Below are 20174 nucleotides of genomic sequence, written 5' to 3' on the forward strand. Positions count from 1 at the left end.
CGGAGGCCCCAGCTGTAGGGCCCCGGTGGCGGAGCAGCCCCCCGCCGGGTGGCGAGGGGCTGCGTCGTCGTCGTCGACCGTTCCCGGGAGCGGGTCAGGACCTGCCGTCGAACAGGCTGGTCACGGAGCCGTCCTCGAAGACCTCCTGGATGGCGCGCGCGATGAGCGGGGCGATCGAGAGGACCGTGAGGTTCTCGAACTGGTGCTCGGGGGGCACGGGCAGGGTGTCCGTGACGACCACCTCGAGGGCGCCGCACGTGGACAGCCGCTCCACGGCGGGATCGGAGAACACGGCGTGGGTCGCGGCGATGATGACGTCCTTGGCGCCGCGCTCGCGCAGCACCTGCACGGCGCCGGAGATCGTCCCGCCCGTGTCGATCATGTCGTCGATCAGCACGCAGGTGCGGCCCTCGATCTGCCCCACGACCTCCTTCGAGGTGGCCTGGTTCGGCCGGGTGATGTCGCGGGTCTTGTGCACGAAGGCGAGCGGGCAGCCGCCCAGCAGCTCGGTCCACTGCTCCGCCACGCGCACGCGCCCGGTGTCCGGGGAGACCACGGTGACGTTCTCGACGTCGACGACGGAGCGCACGTGCTCCGCCAGCAGCGGGATGGCCATCAGGTGGTCGACCGGGCCGTCGAAGAAGCCCTGGATCTGCGCGGTGTGCAGGTCCACGGACATCAGCCGGTCCGCGCCGGCGGTCTTGTACAGGTCCGAGATGAGGCGGGCCGAGATGGGCTCGCGGCCGCGGTGCTTCTTGTCCTGCCGGGCGTAGGGGTAGAACGGGGACACCACGGTGATGGACTTGGCGGACGCCCGCTTCAGGGAGTCGATCATGAGCAGCTGCTCCATGATCCACTGGTTGATCGGGGCCGGGTGGGACTGGATGAGGAAGGCGTCCGTGCCGCGCACCGACTCCCCGAACCGCACGTAGGTCTCCCCGTTGGCGAAGTCGTAGGCGTCCGTGGGGATCAGCTCCGTGCCCAGCTCCGTGGCGATGCGCTCGGCGAGCTCGGGGTGGGCCCGTCCCGAGACCAGGACCAGCTGCTTGGCGCCCTCGTTGGTGATGGCAGTGGTCATTGCTACTCGCTTTCCTCGGTGGTGTCCCCGGCCGCGCCGTGCGCCGTGGTGCCGGCGCCGGTCCCGGCCTGGGAGTGCTCGGTGGTCCCGGCCGCGGTCGCGGCGCCGTTGCCCAGGGCCCGGGACGCGGCCTCGGCCGCAGCGGTGCCGGGACGGTGCTCCACGACCCAGTTCTCGACGACCCGCTGCGCGCCCTCGGTGAGGGCCAGGGCCCCCGGCGGCACGTCCTTGCGGATCGTGGTGCCCGCCCCGGAGTAGGCGCCGTCCCCGACCTGCACGGGCGCCACGTACATGTTGTCGGAGCCCATCCGGACGTGGTCGCCGATCACGGTGCGGTGCTTGCGCACGCCGTCGTAGTTGACGAACACGGAGGCCGCCCCGATGTTGGAGTGCTCGCCGATCGTGGCGTCCCCCACGTAGGACAGGTGCGGGACCTTCGAGCCGGTGCCGATCCGGGAGTTCTTGGTCTCCACGAACGTGCCGATCTTGCCCTCGTCCGCGAGCACCGTGCCGGGGCGCAGGTAGGCGAAGGGGCCCACGCTGGCCCGGGGGCCGATCACGGAGCCGGAGCCGTGCGTGCGCACCACGTGGGCGCCCGGGCCGACCTCCACGTCCGTGAGAGTGGTGTCCGGGCCGACGACGGCGTCCTCGCCCACCCGCGTGCCCCCGTGCAGCTGGGTGCCCGGCAGGATCGTGGCGTCCGCGGCGATCCGCACCTGCACGTCGATCCAGGTGCTGGCGGGGTCCACGACCGTCACGCCGTTGCGCATGTGCGCCTCGAGGATCCGGCGGTTGAGGTGGGCGCCGAGCTGGGCGAGCTGCACGCGGTCGTTGGCGCCCTCGACCTCCCAGCGGTCCTCGATCTTCAGCGCGTCCACCGCGTGGCCGGCCTCGCGGGCCAGCAGCGGGACGTCGGTCAGGTACATCTCGCCCTGCGCGTTGTCCGAGGTGACCTTCGCGAGGCTGTCGCGCAGCACGTCGGCGTCGAAGGCGAAGATGCCGGAGTTGATCTCGGCGACCGCGAGCTCGGCCTCGGTGGCGTCCTTGGCCTCCTTGATCTCGCGGAACGAGCCGTCGGAGTCCCGCAGGATCCGGCCGTAGCCGCCGGGCTGCTCGTGGTCCGCAGTCAGCACGGTGACCGCGTTGCCGCGCTCCTCGTGGTGGGCGACCAGCCGCTGCAGGACCTCCGGGGTCAGCAGCGGGACGTCGCCGTAGGTGACCACCACGGTGCCGGCCAGCCGCTCCTGGGCGTCGAGCGTCTCCACAGCCACCTGGACGGCGCGGCCCGTGCCGGGCACCTCGTCCTGGTCCACGACGATCGCCTCGGGGTCCTGCTCGAGGACGTGCGGGGCCACCAGGTCCCGCTCGAAGCGCACCACGGCGGCCAGCCGGCGCGGGTGCAGGCTCCGGGCGGCCACCAGGCAGTGCCCGACCATGGAACGACCCCCGATCCGGTGCAGGATCTTGGGGGTCTTGGACTTCATGCGCGTGCCCTTGCCGGCGGCCAGGACGATGACGGCGGCGGGCCCGGCGGCCGCCCCCGGACGATGTGCAGGGGTCTGGGGGGTGCTCACGGCGGGATGCAGCTCCTCGGTCGTCGATCTGAGAGAGGAGGCGGTGGGCTCACCGGCTCCGGCTCTGTTCCGTCTCACTAGCTTGTGGGCTCTTCGGCTCTGGGGATCTCGAGCTTCCGGGCTCTCGGGCGGGATGCGGACGTTCCGCCTCTAGGACTCGAACCTAGACTCCACGGCTCCAAAGGCCGGGGTGCTGCCGATTACACCAAGGCGGAGCACCGCCGTGGAACGGCAGTGGTGCACGCAGTGCACAGGCAGTCACCCTACCACTCAGGGGTCAGGCCCCCGCCGCTCCCGGGCGCCCCAGGATCACGATGATCCGGGCCGTGGCGGCGGCCTCCCGCAGCTCCGGGACGGCGGCGAACAGGTCCTCCACGGTGTCCTCGTCCACCCCGCAGACGATCAGCGGCGCCCGGTCCAGCAGGGGCCGCATCCGCTCGAACGCGGCGGCCGGGCCCTCCCCCGCCGCGGAGGACGCGGCCACGTTCCAGGCCACGGACGCCACGTAGTGCGGGTCCACGTCCAGGGTCCCCGCCTCCCGGGCGCGCTCCAGGTACTCGACCAGCTCCACCTCGTCCGCGGTGGCGCCCTCCGTCTCGAGGAGCAGGTGCACCTGGTGGGCCGAGGCCGCCTCGTCGAGGGCGGCCAGCATCGAGAAGATCCGCTCCTCGCTGCGCCCCCGCCCGCCCATCCCGGCCCGGGGCACCACGAGGTACTCGGCGCCCACGCCGGCGGCCAGCGAGAGGTGGTCGTCCAGGACCGCGATGACGCCCTCGTCCGGGATGTCCTCGTCGATCGAGATGTCCGCCCGCATCATCAGCGGGTCGGCGCCGGCTCCGCGCAGCGCCTCCCCGACCTGCCGCTGCGGCACCGAGCCGAGGTGGCGCCCGACCAGCTGGCCGGGGCCCGCCGGGATCTCCACGGGTCCGGGGTGCTCCGTCACGGCACGGACGGCGGTCTCCAGGTCCGTGATCCCGTCCAGCCTGGTGCCCAGCGGACGGGTGCTCGGGGACGCGGAGGATCGCTCCGTCGGATTCTGCTCCATGCACTCCATGCTCTCACCCGAGCTTGAGCCGCCGCTGAGAAATTCCTGTCCGCACATGTGCCTCCCCCGCCCCCATTTCCGCACCCTCATTCCGCCGAGTCCCCCGTTTCGTCGAGTCCCCCACCTCCGCACCTCCATTCCGCCGAGTCCCCCATGTCCTCGCAATTCCCCATGGTCTGGCGGGGGGAATTGCGACGACATGGGGGACTCGACGCGGCAAGGGTCCAGTCACTGGGGAGTCGACGCGCCAAGGGGCCCACCATGGGGGTCTCTGCGCGGCAAGGGGCCCATCACTGGGGACTCGGCGCGCCGAGGGGGCCCACCATGGGGGACTCGACGCGGCGAGGGTCCCATCACTGGGGACTCGGCGGGGCGGGGGCGCGAGTACCCTTGACGGGTGGCACATCTACTCGGCGGCGAGAACCTGCACCTGGAATTCCCCACCAAGACGGTCTTCGACGCCGTCAGTCTCGGCATCGACGAGGGCGACCGGATCGGCATCGTGGGCCGCAACGGCGACGGCAAGTCCACGCTCATGAAGCTGCTCGCCGGACGGCTGAAGCCGGACNCGAGAACCTGCACCTGGAATTCCCCACCAAGACGGTCTTCGACGCCGTCAGTCTCGGCATCGACGAGGGCGACCGGATCGGCATCGTGGGCCGCAACGGCGACGGCAAGTCCACGCTCATGAAGCTGCTCGCCGGACGGCTGAAGCCGGACGGGGGCCGCGTGACCGTGCGCTCGGGCGTGCGCGTGGGCATGCTCGACCAGGCCGACGTGCTGGACCCGGAGCTGACCGTAGGGCACGCCGTCGTCGGGGACCGCGATGAGCACGAGTGGGCCGGGGACGCGAAGGTGCGGGACGTGGTCTCGGGGCTGGTCAAGGACCTGGACTGGGACGCGAAGCTCGGCGAGCTCTCCGGCGGGCAGAAGCGCCGCGTGGCGCTCGCCGCGCTGCTGGCCGGCGACTGGGACGTCATCTTCCTGGACGAGCCCACCAACCACCTGGACGTGGACGGCATCACCTGGCTGGCCCGCCACCTGAACAACCGCTGGCCGAAGAACCAGGGCGGCCTGGCCGTGGTCACCCACGACCGGTGGTTCCTGGACGCCGTGTGCACCGACACCTGGGAGGTGCACGACCGGATGGTGGAGCCCTTCGAGGGCGGCTACGCGGCGTACGTCCTGCAGCGCGTGGAGCGGGACCGGCAGGCCTCCACCATCGAGTCGAAGCGGCAGAACCTCATGAAGAAGGAGCTGGCGTGGCTGCGCCGCGGCGCGCCCGCCCGCACGGCCAAGCCCAAGTTCCGGATCGAGGCCGCGAACCAGCTGATCAACGACGTCCCGCCGCCGCGCGACACCGTGGCCCTGTCCCAGATGGCGGTCTCCCGGCTGGGCAAGGACGTGGTGGACCTCGAGAAGGTCTCCGTCTCCTACCCCACCGAGGACGACGGCCCGCGGGAGGTGCTCCGGGACGTCACGTGGCTGATCGCCCCCGGTGAGCGCACGGGCATCCTGGGCGTCAACGGCGCGGGCAAGTCCACGCTGCTGGGCCTGGTCACCGGCGAGGTGCAGCCCACGAGCGGGCGGGTCAAGCGCGGGAAGACCGTGAAGATCGCGACCCTCACCCAGCAGCTGTCCGAGCTGGAGGACGTGGCCGAGGACCGGGTCTCGGACGTGGTCGCCTCGAAGCGCACCACCTACCTGGCCGACGGCAAGGAGATGACGCCGGGCCAGCTGCTGGAGCGGCTCGGCTTCACCAACGAGCAGCTCGCCACCCCGGTGAAGGACCTCTCCGGCGGGCAGAAGCGGCGGCTGCAGCTGCTGATGATCCTGCTCGACGAGCCGAACGTGCTGATCCTCGACGAGCCGTCCAACGACCTCGACACCGACATGCTCACCGCGATGGAGGACCTGCTCGACACCTGGCCGGGCACCCTCCTGGTGGTCTCGCACGACCGCTATCTCCTGGAGCGGGTCACCGACCAGCAGTACGCCGTGATCGACGGCCGCTTCCGGCACCTGCCCCGCGGCGTGGAGCAGTACCTGGAGCTCGCCTCCCAGTCCCGCACCGGCACGGCCGCAGGCTCCGCGAACGCCTCGAACCCGCTGGCGGCCACGGGGGCGGCGTCCTCGAACGGGACGACGACGGCGCAGGGCGGGCCCAGGCTCTCCGGTGCGCAGGCCCGCACCGCGCAGAAGGAGGTGGGCGCGATCGAGCGGAAGCTGGAGAAGCTGTCCGCCAGGGTCGACGCCCTGCACGCGGAGATGGCGGGGCACGACCAGTCCGACTACACCGGCCTGGGCGAGATCACCGCCCGGCTGACCGCGGTCCAGGACGAGATCGAGGAGCTCGAGATGCGCTGGCTCGAGCTGTCCGAGGACCTGGTCTAGCCCCGTGGCGGGCCCGGAGCAGGAGGCCGTGGCCCTGCTCTCGGGCACCGGGATGGGCCCGGTCCTGGCGGCTGCACTGGCCCCGGCCGGGCTGTCCGTGCAGCGCTGGACCCGGCGGCGCGTCCACCACCGGCCGGGCGCCGGGGTCACCGCGGTCTTCGACGTCGTGGCCCTGGCCGGGGCACGGCGGGCCGCCGAGGTGGTGTGCGTGAGCACCGCCTCCCCGCCCGCCGGCACGTCCCCGGACCTGGTGCGGACCCGGCACGAGGGCGTGGACCTCGTGGCGTGGCGGCACCCGCACGACCCGTGGCTGCCCGAGCTCGCCTGGGCGTCCTCGCCCGGGGCCGTGGGGCGGGAGGTCTTCTGCTCCGCCGAGCCCGCGGAGCTCACCGAGGTCTCCTACCGGCCCACCCGGCGGGCGGTGCTGCGGGCGGCCCACGGGTCCCGGGTGCGCTACCTCAAGGTGCTGCGGCGGGACCGGGCCGCGGCGCTGCACGCCCGGCACCGGATGCTGCTCGAGGCCGGGCTGCCCGTGCCGGCGCCCGTGGAGGACCCGGTCCGGGACGTGGTGGTGCTCCGGCAGCTGCCCGGCACCCCGCTGGCCGCGTCCGTGCGTCAGGACGGCGCCGCCGCGCTGCACCCTGAGCACGTGCTGGCGCTGCTCGACGCCCTGCCCGCCGCCGCGCTGGAGCTCCCCGCCCGCGCCTCCTGGACGGACCGGGTCCTGGACTACGGGCATGCGGCCGCGGTGGCCCTGCCGGAGGAGCGCGGACGGATCGAACGGCTCGCCGCGGCGATCGACGAGGCCCGCCGGGCCACGGACCCCGGCCCGGTCCTGCCCGTGCACGGGGACCTCTACGAGGCGAACCTGCTCGTCGGTCCGGCCGCCCGCGGGACGTTCGGCCCGGTGACCGGGGTGCTCGACGTCGACGCCGTGGGCCCCGGCCACCGGGTGGACGACCTCGCCTGCCTGGTGGCCCACCTGGCGGTCCTTCCCACGGTCCACGACAGCTACGGGCACGCGCCGGCCACCGCGCGGCGCCTGCTCGCCGGCTTCGACGCGGCCGTGGACCCGGCCGCGCTGCGGGTGCGCTGCGCCGGGGTGGCCCTGTCCCTGGTGGCCGGCGCCCGCCGCTCGGGCGGCCCGCCGGACCGGGCCCGGCGCCGGCTGGAGATCGCGGAGGAGTTCCTCGGCGCGCGGCGGTCCGCCGGCGCGGACGGCTGACACGGGGCGAGGAAGCACCGTCGCGCGGCCGTTCCGGGCCCCGCGGACCGGGCTCGCGGCGAGCGCCGGTCCCGGTCAGTACCGGGGGGAGCGGGCGTCCGTCCGGGCCGTGACCGGCAGCGCCCCGGCGGCCTCCGCGACCGGTGACCCGGAGGCGCTGTAGGGCCGCACGAACCGGACCGGGGTCCCGTTGATGTCGGTGAGGTGGCCGGCCCAGGCCAGCCGGTAGAGCTCTCTCAGATCGCCGAGGTCCTCGTCCGTGAGCTTGCTCATCGGCCCGTAGTTCATGATCGAGAACGGGCTGTGCGTCCCGAAGACCTCCGAGGGCCAGGGCTTCTCGAGGTTCGCCGCGAAGAAGTGCCGCAGGCCGAAGACGTGGCCGAACTCGTGGATCATCGTCTCGATCTGCTCCTCGTGGGACTGCTCGAACATCGTGGGGTAGACGGTCAGCTCGTGCCGTCCCCCGTCCGGGAAGAACGCGCTGGCCAGGACGCAGCCCTCCGGGGTGCAGTCCGCGGCGTTGCGCAGCACCACCTCGAAGTCCCACAGGTCGGGGTCGTGGGTGAACCGGACCGGCGCGGCCGAGCTCCACCGCACCAGGGCCTCGCTCATGAGCCCACCGACGATCGACCGGCTCTCCTGCGGGTCGGGGGCGAGCGCGAAGCTGCGCTCCTGGAAGCGCCACTTCAGCATCGACCCCGGCTGCCACAGGGGGATGAACCCCTCGGTGGCGTCGACCACGATCCTGCTCGGGGGCCGCCCTCCCGGCGTGGCGTGCCCCCTCCCCTCGGTGGCGCAGACGAACCCCTCCGCGATGAGGTGGACCAGGTCTTCGGTCGTCGGTGCCATGGCTCTTCCTCGCCTCGTACGTCGTTCCCGGGTGGTCCTGCGTGCCTCCGGAGGCCGGTCGGTGCGGTCCGGCGCTCCGGCGGCGGTGGCGGGCCGGCGCCGCGCCACCGCCGTCGTCGTCGTTCCTCCGGGGCCGTGGCCTGTTACCCGGCGTCCTCGAGGCGGTAGGCATCGGAGAAGTCCAGCTCCCAGACGGCCCCGCCTCCGACGGCGCCGAACGGGTTCTGGGGACCCTCCGCGATCCCCTCGGCCGGAGCCACGCTGTTGACCGAGGCGTAGACCTGCCCGTGCCGCCCGGTCGCCAGACCGGCCGGCAGGGGCACGTCGATCGCGTACCGCGCCGCGTCCTCGTGGTGCCGGTGCACGACCACCACCTGGCCGGGGACCTGACCCGGCCTCGGCGGCGCCTCCGCCGCCGGGGTCTCCCCCGGAGGCATGGGCGGCGTGGGCCCGAACAGCTGCGAGACGTACAGGTGGCCGCGGTCCACGGCCACGCCGGTCACCGCGGTGAAGCCGTCCCAGCGGCCGAGCTCGGTGCCGTCCGCGGAGAACTGCACGACCGCGCCCTCCCCCGGTCGGACCGATCCCAGCCCGCCCACGTAGACGTTGCCGTGCTCGTCGGCGGTGAGGGACGTGGGCACGAACTCGGCCGGGCCCTCCGGGTCGTCCGTGCCGTCGGGCAGGGCGGTGGTCGGCCAGGTGGCCCACGCGGTGATCTCGTACTCCGGCGGCGCGTCCTCCGTGGCGGTGGAGAAGTCCGGCTCCACCTTCCACACGGTGTTCGCGCCGGCGTCGGCCACGAGCGCGTAGCCGTCCGGCGAGACCTCGTCGTCCTCGTCCACGTACAGGACCGCGTACGGGTTGGAGTCGATCTGCGCGCCGTCCGGGTTGAGCTCCTCCTCGGCCGCCTGCAGATCGGCGTACGCGAGCAGGTATTCTTCCCCGTTCTCCTCGGTGCCCGCGACGAGCATCGACGCGCCACGCGCCTCGAACACCGACAGGTCGAGCCGCTCGGGGTCGTAGCCCGCGACGATGTACTGGCCGTCCACGTCCGTGGCGTCCGCGCCGCCGGGCCCCTCCGCGAAGGACGCGTCCGGCGCCGCCACGGACAGCAGACCCTCCACCACGGTCGACACCGCGGGCTCGTCCCGGTGGGGGTTCTCGATCAGGGTGACGGCGCCGGTCAGCCCCGCGCACCGCTCGCCGACGCAGTCCGGACCGCCGCGGCCGGCCTCCACCACCACCACCAGGTTCCCGTCCTGGTCACTGTTGAGCTGCCGGGGATTGTCCAGGCCCTCCGCGACCACGCGCGGCCCGTCCGGCCGGTCGTCCCCGTGCGCGAACGCCGCCGGCACCGGCCCCGCCAGCACCACCACCGCCGTGACCACGCCTGCTCCGAGTCCCTGTCCTGTCATGACCCACCCCCGGTCGGAATCCTTCCGCGCGCCCGCCACGCGACAGCCCCAGGCTAGGACCGCGATCCCGCTCCCACGGGGAACGGTCCGCAACCGTGACCACCTCTTCACCTACGCGCGGGTACATGGCGGACCGCCGTCACACTGGGCCGCGCCTTGACTCCGTCCCGGCCCGGGCGTGGACTCGGGACCATGGAGACCCTGCCGGTGCCCCGCACCTCGCCCGTCCCGTTCCTCCGCCGCCTGCCGATCCTGCTGACCCTCCTGACCCTGCTGGCCACCGCGCTCGCGGGCCTCCTGCTCACCGCCCCCGCCGCCGGGGCCGCCGAGATCCGCGGCGAGGAGAACGTGGTGCTGGCGGCCGACGAGGTCGTGGACGACGACCTGTACGTGACCGGCGGGGACGTGGTGGTCGACGGCACCGTGCGCGGCGACCTGCTGGTGGCCGCCGGGACGGTGACGATCAACGGCACGGTGGAGGGGGACCTGATGGCCGCGGCCCAGACCGTGGTGATCGAGGGCACCGTGGGCGACGACGCCCGCGTGGCCGGCCAGGTGCTCCTCCTCGGCGAGCAGGCCCGGGTGGCCGACGACCTGGTCACGGCCGGCTACAGCGTGGAGGCCCGCCCCGGCGCCGAGATCGGCGGGGACGTCCTGCTCGGCGCGTACCAGGCCCTGCTGGCCGGCACGGTCGAGGGCGAGGTGACCGCCGGGGCCGCCGCGCTCGCCCTGGCCGGAGCGATCGGCGGGGACGTGCAGGCGGACGTGGGCTCCGCGGACGAGGTGGGGGCCGCCTGGGCGCCCACCACCGGGGTGGCCGTGCCGCGGGTGGAGCCCGGACTGACCCTCACCGACGAGGCCCGCCTCGACGGGAGCCTGTCCTACCGGTCCGGGACGGAGGCCGCGATCGCCCCGGGCGCCGAGATCGCCGGGGAGGTCGTCTACGAGCAGACCGTGGTCGAGGAGGAGCCGGCCGGGCCCGCCGGGCCGCTCGCGCTGCTGCTCGCCGGGCTGCGCCTGTTCGTCACCCTGTTCCTGGTCGGGCTGCTCGCCCTGTGGCTGCTGCCCCGGGCCGTGACCGGGGCGGCGCGCACGCTCCGGGCCCGGCCCTGGCTCAGCCTCGGCTGGGGCGCGCTGACGATCGCGGGGACGGCCGTGGCCGTGCTCGCCGTGCTCGTCGTGTCGATCCTGCTGGCCGTCGCCCTGGGCTGGATGACCCTCGCCGGGCTGGCCGCCGCGGTCGTGACCACGGCCGTGGTGCTGGACCTCGTGCTGGTCCTGGGCCTGGTGCTCGCCGTGGCCCTGCTGGCCCCGGTCGTGGTCGGGTTCACCGCGGGCGGGCTCCTGCTCCGGGACCGGACGCCGGCGAACTTCGGCAAGCGCGTGCTCGCCCTGGCCCTCGGCCTGCTGATCTACGTGCTGCTCCGGGCCGTGCCCTTCCTGGGTCCCGTCGTCGGCCTGCTCGTGGCGCTGCTCGGCCTCGGCGCCCTCGTGGTGTGGGCCTGGGACGCCGCCCGCCGCTCCCGGGCACGCCGGCGCGCGGACCGGGACCGGGACCACGGACTCGACCGGGGCCGGAGCGGCGACGCCGGGTCGTGGCCCGGCGGTCCCCAGCACACCGATCCCCGGCACGGCGGCCCGCAGTCCCCCGGTGCGTGGCGGGACGGCTCCGAACAGGACGGTTCCCCGCGGGGCAGCTCCTGGCAGGACGGCCCGGGGCGCACCGGTTCCGGGCCGGCCGGTCCCGGGCACGCGCCGCCGGGACCGCCGGAGCCGCATCGGCCGCCGTGGGCCGGCGAGCGCCCGGGGCGGCAGCTCCCCCCGGAGCCGCCGCGCTGAGCCTCAGCCCACCGGGAGCGAGAGCACCTCGAGGGCGGCCCGCAGCTTCGTGGAGGACGTGTGGACCGTGTACGGGAAGTACACGACCTCCACGCCCACCGCCGCGAACTCCCGCTCGAGCCGCTCCCCCTTCGGGGTGCCGCGCCAGTCGTCGCCCTTGAAGAACACGTCGAAGCGCAGCTCCTGCCAGGTGTCCAGCTTGTCCAGCAGCACCTCGGCGTGGACCTGGTCCACGTAGCGGATGTGCTCGACGATCTCCATCCGCTCGCGCAGGGAGACCACGGGCCGGTGGCCCTTGGTGATCTCGATCAGGTCGTCCGAGACGACCCCGGCGATCAGGTGGTCGCAGTGCATCTTGGCCTGACGCAGGATGTTCAGGTGCCCCACGTGGAACAGGTCGAACGCCCCGGCCGCGTACCCCACGCGCGGTGCGTGCTTGTCGGTGCTCATGTCAGTCATTCCCCCCTCGGGATCCTGCCGGGGCCTCCTCAGCCCCGGCCCGGTGGACCACCCGGACAGCGCCGTGGGTCCCTCTCGGTCTGCTCGCCGCGGGCACCTCGGGTGCGCGGCGGAAATCTGTGGGCCCGCCCGTCCACAGCGGACGGGCAGGTGTCGGTCTAGCCGGACGTCTGCCCGGCGGGCACCGGGGCGGCGGCCGCCGCGGGGCGGCGACCTGTGCGGCGGCGGTGGTGCCAGCGGGCCACGGGCTCCTCGACGCACCACCAGCAGGCGATGCCGGCCACGGTGCCCACCACCACGCGCAGGGCCACCCCGGCCGGACCCGGCAGCTCCCCGAACACCGCGCTCAGCGCGTGCCCGGCGCCCAGGTGGAGCAGGTAGATGCTGTAGCTGGCCAGACCCAGCAGCTGGACCGGCTTCCACCGCATCCCCGCCAGGACCCGGGTCCCGATCCGGCCGGTGGGCCCGTGCAGGCCCCAGAGCACCACCAGGCAGGCAGCCACCGCCTGGGCCGTGTAGCGGACGGTCTCGCGGAAGAGCTCGTCCCGGATCAGCAGCGAGGCCAGGTAGAGCAGCACCGCCAGCACCAGGACCCGGTCCCGGCCCCACCACGCCGGGGCGCCGGCAGCAGGCTCCCCGGACGCACGCTCCCCGGTGGCACGGGCGTACCAGACGGCGGCGAGCACCCCGATCGCGATGGCCTCGAGCCGGGTGTCCGTGCCGAAGTAGATCCGGTCAGCACTCGCGCCGCCCAGGTGCAGGGCCACCCGCGCGCCCGCCGAGGCGAGCGCGGCGGTCCCCGCCAGCACCGCCAGCGCGGTGGCCGGGCGGCGCCGGCCCACGAGCAGCAGCCAGATCAGCGCGAACGCCACGTAGAACTGCTCCTCGATGGACAGGCTCCACACCACGATCGAGCCGGGCAGGACGTCCACCTGGGAGTCGGTGTAGCGCCAGTTGAAGAAGAAGAAGACCTGCCCCAGGAAGTCCCCGAGGCTCACCGGCCGCACCAGCCACGCGTACAGGGCGGTGGGCAGCACCAGGGCCACCAGCAGCGGCGGAGCCAGCTTCAGGGCCCGCCGGCGGTAGAACCCCGCGATGTCGAAGCCCCCGGTGCGCCGGTGCTCCTTGAGCACCAGGTGCGTGATGATGAACCCGGAGATGACGAAGAAGATCGTCACCCCGCTGCCCCCCGGCACCACCTCGAGCCCCGCGTGCGCGAGCACCACGAGCATCACCGCGGCGGCCCGCATCGCGTCGAGGTGCGCGAACTGCCGCACGGGCAGCTGCGCCCTCGGACGCCGGCGCGCCCCTGCCGGAACCGGTCCTGATGTCTCCCCCGCCACAACGTCTCCCTGCGTTCGCCGGACGCCGCGCTCCCCCGAGCCGCGGCCGTCCCGTGCTGCGTCCGGACCCCCGTTTGCTCGAGGGAATTCCGGTGATCGCCTCACCCTACTGCGGAGAAACCCGCGTTTGCATCTGATAATCCGGGTCACAAAAGGGGACATCGGATTCCGTTCCCGATCGTTAACGCCGGGGTTAGACTCCATGCGATCCAATGAATCCGGGCGGGGGGTCGTCCGGAACGCCGCGGGGGTCCCTCGACCCACAACCTGCGGCGGATCACCGCGGCGCCGGCCACTCGGCGCCGGAAGTTCAGATCTGGGGGGAGCTGACATGATCCTTGACCTGTCGTGCACATCGAGCACTCGAGGTCCCACTGCCCGAACAGCCCGCACGGTGCTGGGCGGGCTCCTGCTCGCCGGCGTCCTGACCGGCTGCGGCACCGCCGGCGCCACGGACGACCCGGCGGCCGACGCCCTCGAGGCGTCCACCGTGGTGGAGCTGGAGACGCCGCAGGAGGTCCGGGCCAAGGACCTGCCCTCGGCGGCGCCCGTGGCCGCGGACGCGCCCGAGGTCGAGCAGATCGAGGCGGTGCTCGAGGCCCAGGAGGCCTTCGTCCCGTCCGACCGGCCGGCCCCGGCGGACCCCGCCAACCCGGAGTCCTCCGCCGAGCTCGGCGGCGCGAACGATCCCGCCGAGCTGGACCCGGCCGCCGTCGCGGCGGCCGAGGAGAACGCCGCCGGCGCCGCCCTCCAGGAGGTCCTCGCGTCCCTGGCCGAGTTCGAGCACCAGGGCTGGGAGCAGCGCGGAGCGCCCGTCGTCGTCGGCGATCCCGTCTCCGCCCCGCTGCCCACGGACGACGGCGAGGCCGTGCGCGTCACCGTCTGCCTGGACTCCTCCGAGGTCACCGTCGTGGACAGCGACGGCGTGGTCGTCAGCGGCAAGCAGAAGGACCGCAGGGCCCTGCACAACTACGACCTCTTCCGCCAACCGGGCCAGTCCTGGCAAGTCGTCCAGCACGGCTTCCCCGACGACCCGACCTGCTGATCCGTCCGCACGAACCTGTTGAGGAACCACACCATGGGAAACACGAACACCCCGCCCCGGGCGGACAGGAGCCGGCGCCGTGCGCGCACGGCCCGCACCAAGGCGTCCCTGGGCATCGGCACCGTGCTGGCCGTCGCCGCGACGCTGCTGACCTCCGTCCCGGTGGGCGCCGCCGAGGTGCCGCCGGTGGACGGCAAGTCCGCGGCCTCGGCCGCGGCGTCCTGCTGGGAGATCAAGCAGAAGGACCCGAAGTCCGCCTCCGGCGTCTACTGGCTGGTCACCCCGGCCATGACCGCGCCCGAGCAGTTCTACTGCGACCAGGTGACCGACGGCGGCGGCTGGGTCCTCGTGGGCCGCGGCCGCAACGACTGGAAGGAGTACTACCAGGGCGTGGGCACGCCCAAGGACGTCTCCTCCACGGTCTCGGGCACCGCGGCCTTCGCACCCAAGCAGCTGCCCTCCGAGACGGTCGACGAGCTCCTGAACGGGCAGCGGCCCGACTCCCTCGAGGACGGCATCCGGATCCGCCGGGCCCGTGACGCCGGGGGCACCACCTGGCAGGAGGGGCGGATGAAGATCTCCGCCAAGCCGTACTGGAACTGGACGTTCGGCTCCCGCACCCCGGTCACCTCCTTCTCCCTGGTCTACGGCACCGGGGTGGCCTCCGGGACCACCGGCACCACCAACGACTTCGGCACGAACACCGGTACCGCCCGCGTGCGCTTCCAGGACGTCACCGAGACCAGCTGGCAGCGCGGCTTCCGCTACGGCGACGGCGTGACCGGCAGCAACACGAGCACCACCTACCTGTGGACTCCCACCGCCGGCGGGAAGGGCGCCATCCCCTTCACCCAGATGTACCTGCGGCCCAAGGTCACCCAGCAGGCCTTCACCGGCAAAGCGATCCCGGACTCCGGCACCGCCGCGGCCGCCCAGCGGGCCCTGCCCAACAGCGGCGCCGAGCCCACGAAGTGGGGCGCCGTGGAGCGCGCCGACGGGCAGGGTGAGGAGATGAACACGGAGGTGCAGGCCTTCGAGCAGATCGGGAGCACGGTCTTCGCCGGCGGCAACTTCAAGGCGATGCAGCGCAACGCGGCCGGCACCGGGCGCGTTGCCCAGTCCTACCTGGCCGCCTTCGACGTCAACACCGGCGAGCTGCGCACCGACTTCCGCCCGGTCTTCAACGGCCAGGTGAAGGCCCTCGCCGAGCTGCCGAACAACCGGCTGGCCGTGGGCGGGCGCTTCAGCACGGTCAACGGCGTGAGCGCCCCCGGCTTCGTGGTGCTCGACTCCACGACCGGCAAGGTCGACACCGCCTGGAACCTCAAGGTGGAGAACCTGCTGACCGGCGGTGTGCTGCAGGTCCGGACGCTCGACGTGCAGGGCGACCACCTGTACCTGGGCGGGGCCTTCACCCACCTCAGCGGCGGGCAGGAGACCGGGCGTGTCTACGCCCGGTCCGGCGCCCGCGTGAAGATCTCCACGCGCACCCCGGACGCCGGCTGGAACCCGGAGTTCAACGGCACCGTGACGAGCGTGGACGCCTCCGCCAAGGGCGACCGGCTCTACGCGGCCGGGTATTTCAACCAGTCCCAGGGCGCCTCGGCGTTCCGCCTGGCCGCGGTGCGCACCACCGCCGGCGCCCCGCTGGACACCTGGACCTGGGAGCCGTCCGTGCCCGTGGACTACGCCAACCCCGGCCAGACGGCCTTCCAGCTCGCCGTGCGCGAGCAGGGGAACACCGTCTGGGCCGGCGGCGCCGAGCACTCGATGTTCGGCTACGACCGCTCCACCTTCCAGCGCACCTCCTGGGGCATCACCTCCCTGGGCGGTGACATCCAGGCGATCACCTCCACCGACGACACCGTCTACGGCGCCTGCCACTGCTTCCACTGGTTCAACGCCGGCGCCACCAAGTGGATCAAGGCCGGGGGCAACACCCAGCCCGTGACCGTGGCCGACCGGATCAACGCGATCGGCGCGTGGGACGCCGCCGGCGGCAAGTACCTGCCCGGCTTCAACCCGGACATCAAGGGCTTCGGCGGCTGGGGCGTGTGGGCCACCCTCGTGGACAGCAACGGGGTCCTGTGGACCGGCGGCGACATCAACCGCAGCGTCTCCACCTCCGGCTCCGCGCAGTGGTCGGGCGGCTTCCTCCGCTTCGCCCCGCGGGACGCCAAGGCCCCGGCCGCGCCCACGGGCCTGAAGGTCGCCCGGGACGGCGACTCCGCCGCCCTCTCCTGGACGGCGGCCCCCGAGTCCGGCGTGACCTACCAGGTGCTGCGCAACGACCGGCCCATCGGCACCGCCACGGGCACCAGCCTGAAGGTCCCGCACGTGGACGCCGCCCGGTACGCGGTGCGCGCGGCGGACGCCGCGGGCAACGTCTCCGCCTCCACCCCGGTGGTGGTAGCCGGCTCGCAGCCTGCCCCGGAGCCGCAGCCCGAGCCCGCGCCCGGCACGAGCACCCTGATCGCCGAGGGCGCCACGTGGAAGTACCACCACAACCGCGACGTCTCGCCCGGGGCGAACTGGACGGCCGCCGACTACGACGACTCCTCCTGGAAGCAGGGCTCGGCCGTGCTCGGCTGGAACGACGCCTCGGTGAAGACCACGCTCGTGGCCGACGGCACCCGCCCGATCGTCACCCAGTTCCGCAAGACCGTGGACGTGGCCGACGCCTCCAAGGTGGCCAAGCTGACCCTCACCACCCGCGCCGACGACGGTGTGGTCGTCTTCGTCAACGGCAAGGAAGTGGTCCGCTCCAACGTCGCCGAGGGCTCGCTCGAGGACACGCCGTGGGCGCTGTCCGCGCGGCGGACCGCCACCGCGGTGGCCGAGCCGGTCGTGGTCGAGGTGCCCGGATCGGCGTTGAAGACCGGCAAGAACGTGATCTCCGCCCAGATGCACTCCAGCTGGACGAACACCACCGACGCCACCTTCGACCTCTCCGCGGTGGTCACCGCCGGCACGCAGCCGGCGCCCCCGGCGGAGGAGGAGCCGCCGGCCGAGGAGCCGCCCGCGGAGGAGCCCCCGGCCGACGAGCCGGCCGGTCCCAACACGCTGGTCGCCGAGGGCGCCACGTGGAAGTACCACCACGACCGCGCCAACCCGCCGGCCGGCGACTGGGCCGGCACCGGCTTCGACGACGCCGCGTGGAAGCAGGGCTCGGCCGTGCTCGGCTGGGGCGACGCCTCGGTGAAGACCACGCTCGTGGCCGACGGCACCCGCCCGCTCACCACCTACTACCGCAAGGAGGTGGACGTGGCGGACGCCTCCGAGGTGGCGAAGCTGACCCTCACCACCCGCGCCGACGACGCCGTGGCGGTCTACGTCAACGGCAAGGAGGTCGCCCGGGACAACCTGCCCGACGGCGACCTCGGCCCCGGCACCTACGCGACGGCCCCGCGCCGGACGGCCACCGCGGTGGCCGACCCGGTCGTGGTCGAGGTGCCCGGATCGGCGCTGAAGACCGGCAAGAACGTGATCGCCGCCGAGGTGCACTCCAACTGGACGAACACCACCGACGCGACCTTCGAGCTCTCCGCGGTCGTCACCCCCGGCACGCAGCCGGCGCCGCCGGCGGAGGAGTCCCCGGCCGAGGAGCCGGACGCGCTGGTCGCCGAGGGCGCCACCTGGCGGTACCACCACGACCGGGCGAACCCGCCGGCCGGCGACTGGGCCGGTACGGCGTTCGACGACGCCGCGTGGAAGCAGGGCTCGGCCGTGCTCGGCTGGGGCGACGCTTCGGTGAAGACCACGCTCGTGGCCGACGGCACGCGTCCGCTGACCACGTACTACCGCCGGTCCCTGGACGTGGCCGACGCCTCCAAGTACGGGAAGCTCACGCTCACCACCCGGGCCGACGACGCCGTGGCGGTCTACGTCAACGGCAAGGAGGTCGTCCGGGACAACCTGCCGGACGGCGACCTGGGCCCCGGGACCTACGCGCTGGCGCCGCGCCGGACGGCCACCGCGATGGCCGCCCCGGTCGTGGTCGAGATCCCCGCGTCGGCGCTGCGCAACGGCAGGAACGTGATCGCCGCCGAGGTGCACTCCAACTGGACGAACACCACCGACACGACCTTCGACCTCGAGCTCGTGCCCAGCACGGAGGCGAACGCCTGATGAGCACCACCGACACCGCCGCCCCGCGGCGCCGTCCGAGCTACGAGGAGGCCCTGGCCGGGCTGCGCGCCGCGCAGAAGCCCGGCCAGGGGGTCCCGGCGTACACCCGGTGGGTGAACCGCCCGCTGGCCCGCTACGCCGCCGCGCGGGCCGCCGCGGCGGGGCTGACCCCCAACGGGGTGACCGCCCTCAGCGCGGTCCTCTCCGCGGCGGGGCTGGTCGTGCTCGTGGCGGCCCCGCCCACCCCGGCCACGGGCGTCGTCGTCGCCCTGCTCCTCGCCGCCGGCTACGTCCTGGACTCCGCCGACGGGCAGGTGGCCCGGCTCACCGGCACCGGCTCGCCGGCCGGGGAGTGGCTCGACCACGTGGTCGACTCGATCCGGACCCCGGCGCTGCACCTGGCCGTGGCGGCCGCCGCCCTGCTGCACCCCCGGCCCGAGGCGTTCCCGGCAGCGGCGCTGGCGGTGCTCGCCGCGCTGTTCGTGCTCGTGGAGGTCGGCCAGTTCATGAGCCAGATCCTCGCCGAGCAGCTGCGGCGCAAGGGCGGGATCGCCGGGCCGCCCGCGGGCGGGACGCTGCGCTCCTTCCTCAACCTGCCCACCGACGCGGGGGTCACCTGCTGGATCTTCCTCCTCTGGGGGCTCCCCGCGCTCTTCCTGCCCGCCTACGCGATCCTGCTGGCCGCCCTCGCGGCGATCAGCGCGGTCTCCATGCGGCGCAAGTACTTGGGGCTGACCGCACGGCCCGCCGCCACCGACCCGGACGCCGACGCCGTCGGCGCCCTCCCGACCGACAGGAGCACCCGCCATGTCCGCTGACGTCCTCGCCCCGGCCACGACCGCCGCCACCGCCGCAGGCTTCCGCACCGCCCACCCGTCCGTGTCCGTCCTGATCGCCACCGCCGGGCGGCCCGAGATGCTCCGCGAGGCGGTCCGCGCGATCGTCGAGCAGGACTACACCGGCCCGCTCCAGGTCGTCGTGGTCTTCGACCGGATCGAGGTCGACCCGCTCACGGACGTGGAGGTCCCGGCCGGCGTGGAGCTGCGCACCGTGCCCAACACCCGGTCCCCGGGCCTGGTGGGCGCCCGCAACACGGGCATCCACGCGGCCACCGGGGAGATCATCGCCTTCTGCGACGACGACGACGTGTGGGCCCCGCGCAAGCTCACCCGGCAGGTGGCGCACTGGCACCGGCACCCGGAGGCCTCCGCGATCGCCGGCGCGATCGACATCGTCTCCCACGAGCGCACCATCCGGCGCGTCCCGCAGGCCGTGGCCACCTTCCCGGAGCTGCTGGCCGACCGGATGATGGAGATCCACCCCTCGGCGCTGATCTGCCGCCGCGCCGACCTGTACGGGCCCGTGGGCCTCGTCGACGAGGACCTGCCGTCCTCCTACGGCGAGGACTACGACCTGCTGCTGCGCCTGGCCCGGCACGCCCCGGTGCACTCCGTGCCCGAGACCGTGCTGACCGTGCGCTGGGACCGGCCCTCCTTCTTCCGCCAGCAGTGGGGGGACATGGCGGACGCCCTGACCTACATGCTGCGCAAGTTCCCCGAGTTCGAGACCTCCGACCAGGGCACGGCCCTGATGGCCGGCCAGGTCGCGTTCGCCCACGCCGCCCGCGGCGACCGCCGGGAGGCGGTCCGGTGGGCGCGGGCGGCGCTGCGCCGGGACCGCGGCCAGCTGCGGGCGTGGGGCGCCCTGGCCGTGGCGACCGGCGCGGTCAGCGCCGAGCGGCTGCAGAACGCCGTGTCCTTCTTCGGCAGAGGGGTGTGAG

At 73.8% G+C, this 20174-nt stretch carries 15 protein-coding genes and 1 tRNA gene; 8 read left to right on the forward strand and 8 right to left on the reverse strand.

Annotation, left to right across the window (positions count from 1 at the left end):
• Positions 1 to 94: 94 nt before the first annotated feature.
• From H488_RS22550 to H488_RS22565, 4 genes are all read right to left on the reverse strand, one after another.
• Positions 95 to 1078, reverse strand: a complete 984-nt coding sequence (locus tag H488_RS22550) for a ribose-phosphate diphosphokinase (RefSeq protein WP_017832365.1) — start codon at positions 1076 to 1078, stop codon at positions 95 to 97.
• Between the two features lie 2 nt (positions 1079 to 1080).
• Complete coding sequence (gene glmU / locus H488_RS22555) at positions 1081 to 2652, reverse strand: bifunctional UDP-N-acetylglucosamine diphosphorylase/glucosamine-1-phosphate N-acetyltransferase GlmU (protein ID WP_017832366.1); 1572 nt, start codon at positions 2650 to 2652, stop codon at positions 1081 to 1083.
• Positions 2653 to 2794: 142 nt separating this feature from the next.
• Positions 2795 to 2867 (reverse strand) — tRNA-Gln (locus tag H488_RS22560).
• A gap of 62 nt (positions 2868 to 2929) precedes the next feature.
• Positions 2930 to 3697 (reverse strand): hypothetical protein, encoded by a 768-nt coding sequence (locus tag H488_RS22565; protein WP_150110285.1) that lies wholly within the window; start codon positions 3695 to 3697, stop codon positions 2930 to 2932.
• A gap of 397 nt (positions 3698 to 4094) precedes the next feature.
• Here H488_RS22565 and H488_RS38325 point away from each other — a divergent pair, with 397 nt between their 5' ends.
• The 3 genes from H488_RS38325 to H488_RS22575 are packed head-to-tail and all read left to right on the forward strand — an operon-like array spanning position 4095 to position 7316.
• Positions 4095 to 4388: an ATP-binding cassette domain-containing protein gene (locus H488_RS38325; protein ID WP_202804007.1), complete on the forward strand. Its 294-nt coding sequence runs from the start codon at positions 4095 to 4097 to the stop codon at positions 4386 to 4388.
• Entirely contained in the window at positions 4274 to 6091 is a 1818-nt protein-coding gene (locus H488_RS22570; protein WP_031282441.1) for an ABC-F family ATP-binding cassette domain-containing protein, read from the forward strand. Before H488_RS38325 ends, H488_RS22570 begins: the two co-directional genes overlap by 115 nt.
• A 4-nt stretch (positions 6092 to 6095) precedes the next feature.
• Positions 6096 to 7316: a phosphotransferase gene (locus H488_RS22575; protein WP_017832369.1), complete on the forward strand. Its 1221-nt coding sequence runs from the start codon at positions 6096 to 6098 to the stop codon at positions 7314 to 7316.
• 75 nt (positions 7317 to 7391) lie between these two features.
• On the opposite strand, the gene H488_RS22580 is transcribed toward H488_RS22575, so the two are convergent.
• Positions 7392 to 8165 carry a matrixin family metalloprotease gene (locus H488_RS22580; RefSeq protein WP_017832370.1) on the reverse strand — a complete coding sequence of 258 codons (774 nt, stop codon included), beginning with the start codon at positions 8163 to 8165 and terminating at the stop codon, positions 7392 to 7394.
• Between the two features lie 143 nt (positions 8166 to 8308).
• Positions 8309 to 9580: a ScyD/ScyE family protein gene (locus H488_RS22585; RefSeq protein ID WP_150110286.1), complete on the reverse strand. Its 1272-nt coding sequence runs from the start codon at positions 9578 to 9580 to the stop codon at positions 8309 to 8311.
• A 192-nt stretch (positions 9581 to 9772) separates the two neighbouring features.
• Between H488_RS22585 and H488_RS0117960 the strand changes: the two genes are divergently transcribed.
• Positions 9773 to 11419, forward strand: a complete 1647-nt coding sequence (locus H488_RS0117960) for a polymer-forming cytoskeletal protein (RefSeq protein ID WP_017832372.1) — start codon at positions 9773 to 9775, stop codon at positions 11417 to 11419.
• Positions 11420 to 11422: 3 nt separating this feature from the next.
• Here H488_RS0117960 and H488_RS22590 read toward each other — a convergent pair whose 3' ends face one another.
• Positions 11423 to 11869 carry an adenylyltransferase/cytidyltransferase family protein gene (locus H488_RS22590; RefSeq protein WP_017832373.1) on the reverse strand — a complete coding sequence of 149 codons (447 nt, stop codon included), beginning with the start codon at positions 11867 to 11869 and terminating at the stop codon, positions 11423 to 11425.
• Between the two features lie 167 nt (positions 11870 to 12036).
• Positions 12037 to 13155: an acyltransferase family protein gene (locus tag H488_RS0117965; protein ID WP_017832374.1), complete on the reverse strand. Its 1119-nt coding sequence runs from the start codon at positions 13153 to 13155 to the stop codon at positions 12037 to 12039.
• Positions 13156 to 13552: 397 nt separating this feature from the next.
• Here H488_RS0117965 and H488_RS22595 point away from each other — a divergent pair, with 397 nt between their 5' ends.
• From H488_RS22595 to H488_RS22610, 4 genes are read left to right on the forward strand one after another with little or no spacing between them, the layout of a single operon-like run.
• Positions 13553 to 14266: a hypothetical protein gene (locus tag H488_RS22595; RefSeq protein ID WP_150110287.1), complete on the forward strand. Its 714-nt coding sequence runs from the start codon at positions 13553 to 13555 to the stop codon at positions 14264 to 14266.
• A gap of 33 nt (positions 14267 to 14299) precedes the next feature.
• A complete protein-coding gene (locus tag H488_RS22600) occupies positions 14300 to 18394 on the forward strand; it encodes a fibrinogen-like YCDxxxxGGGW domain-containing protein (RefSeq protein WP_017832376.1) in 4095 nt (1364 codons plus the stop codon).
• The gene (locus H488_RS22605) at positions 18394 to 19212 is read left to right on the forward strand and encodes a CDP-alcohol phosphatidyltransferase family protein (protein ID WP_017832377.1); all 819 of its coding nucleotides are present in this window, start codon (positions 18394 to 18396) and stop codon (positions 19210 to 19212) included. The genes H488_RS22600 and H488_RS22605 overlap by 1 nt, the downstream gene beginning before the upstream one ends.
• The gene (locus tag H488_RS22610; protein WP_017832378.1) at positions 19202 to 20173 is read left to right on the forward strand and encodes a glycosyltransferase family 2 protein; all 972 of its coding nucleotides are present in this window, start codon (positions 19202 to 19204) and stop codon (positions 20171 to 20173) included. Before H488_RS22605 ends, H488_RS22610 begins: the two co-directional genes overlap by 11 nt.
• Position 20174: the final 1 nt, after the last annotated feature.

This window comes from Kocuria sp. UCD-OTCP (assembly GCF_000349605.1).
Lineage (GTDB): Bacteria > Actinomycetota > Actinomycetes > Actinomycetales > Micrococcaceae > Kocuria > Kocuria rosea.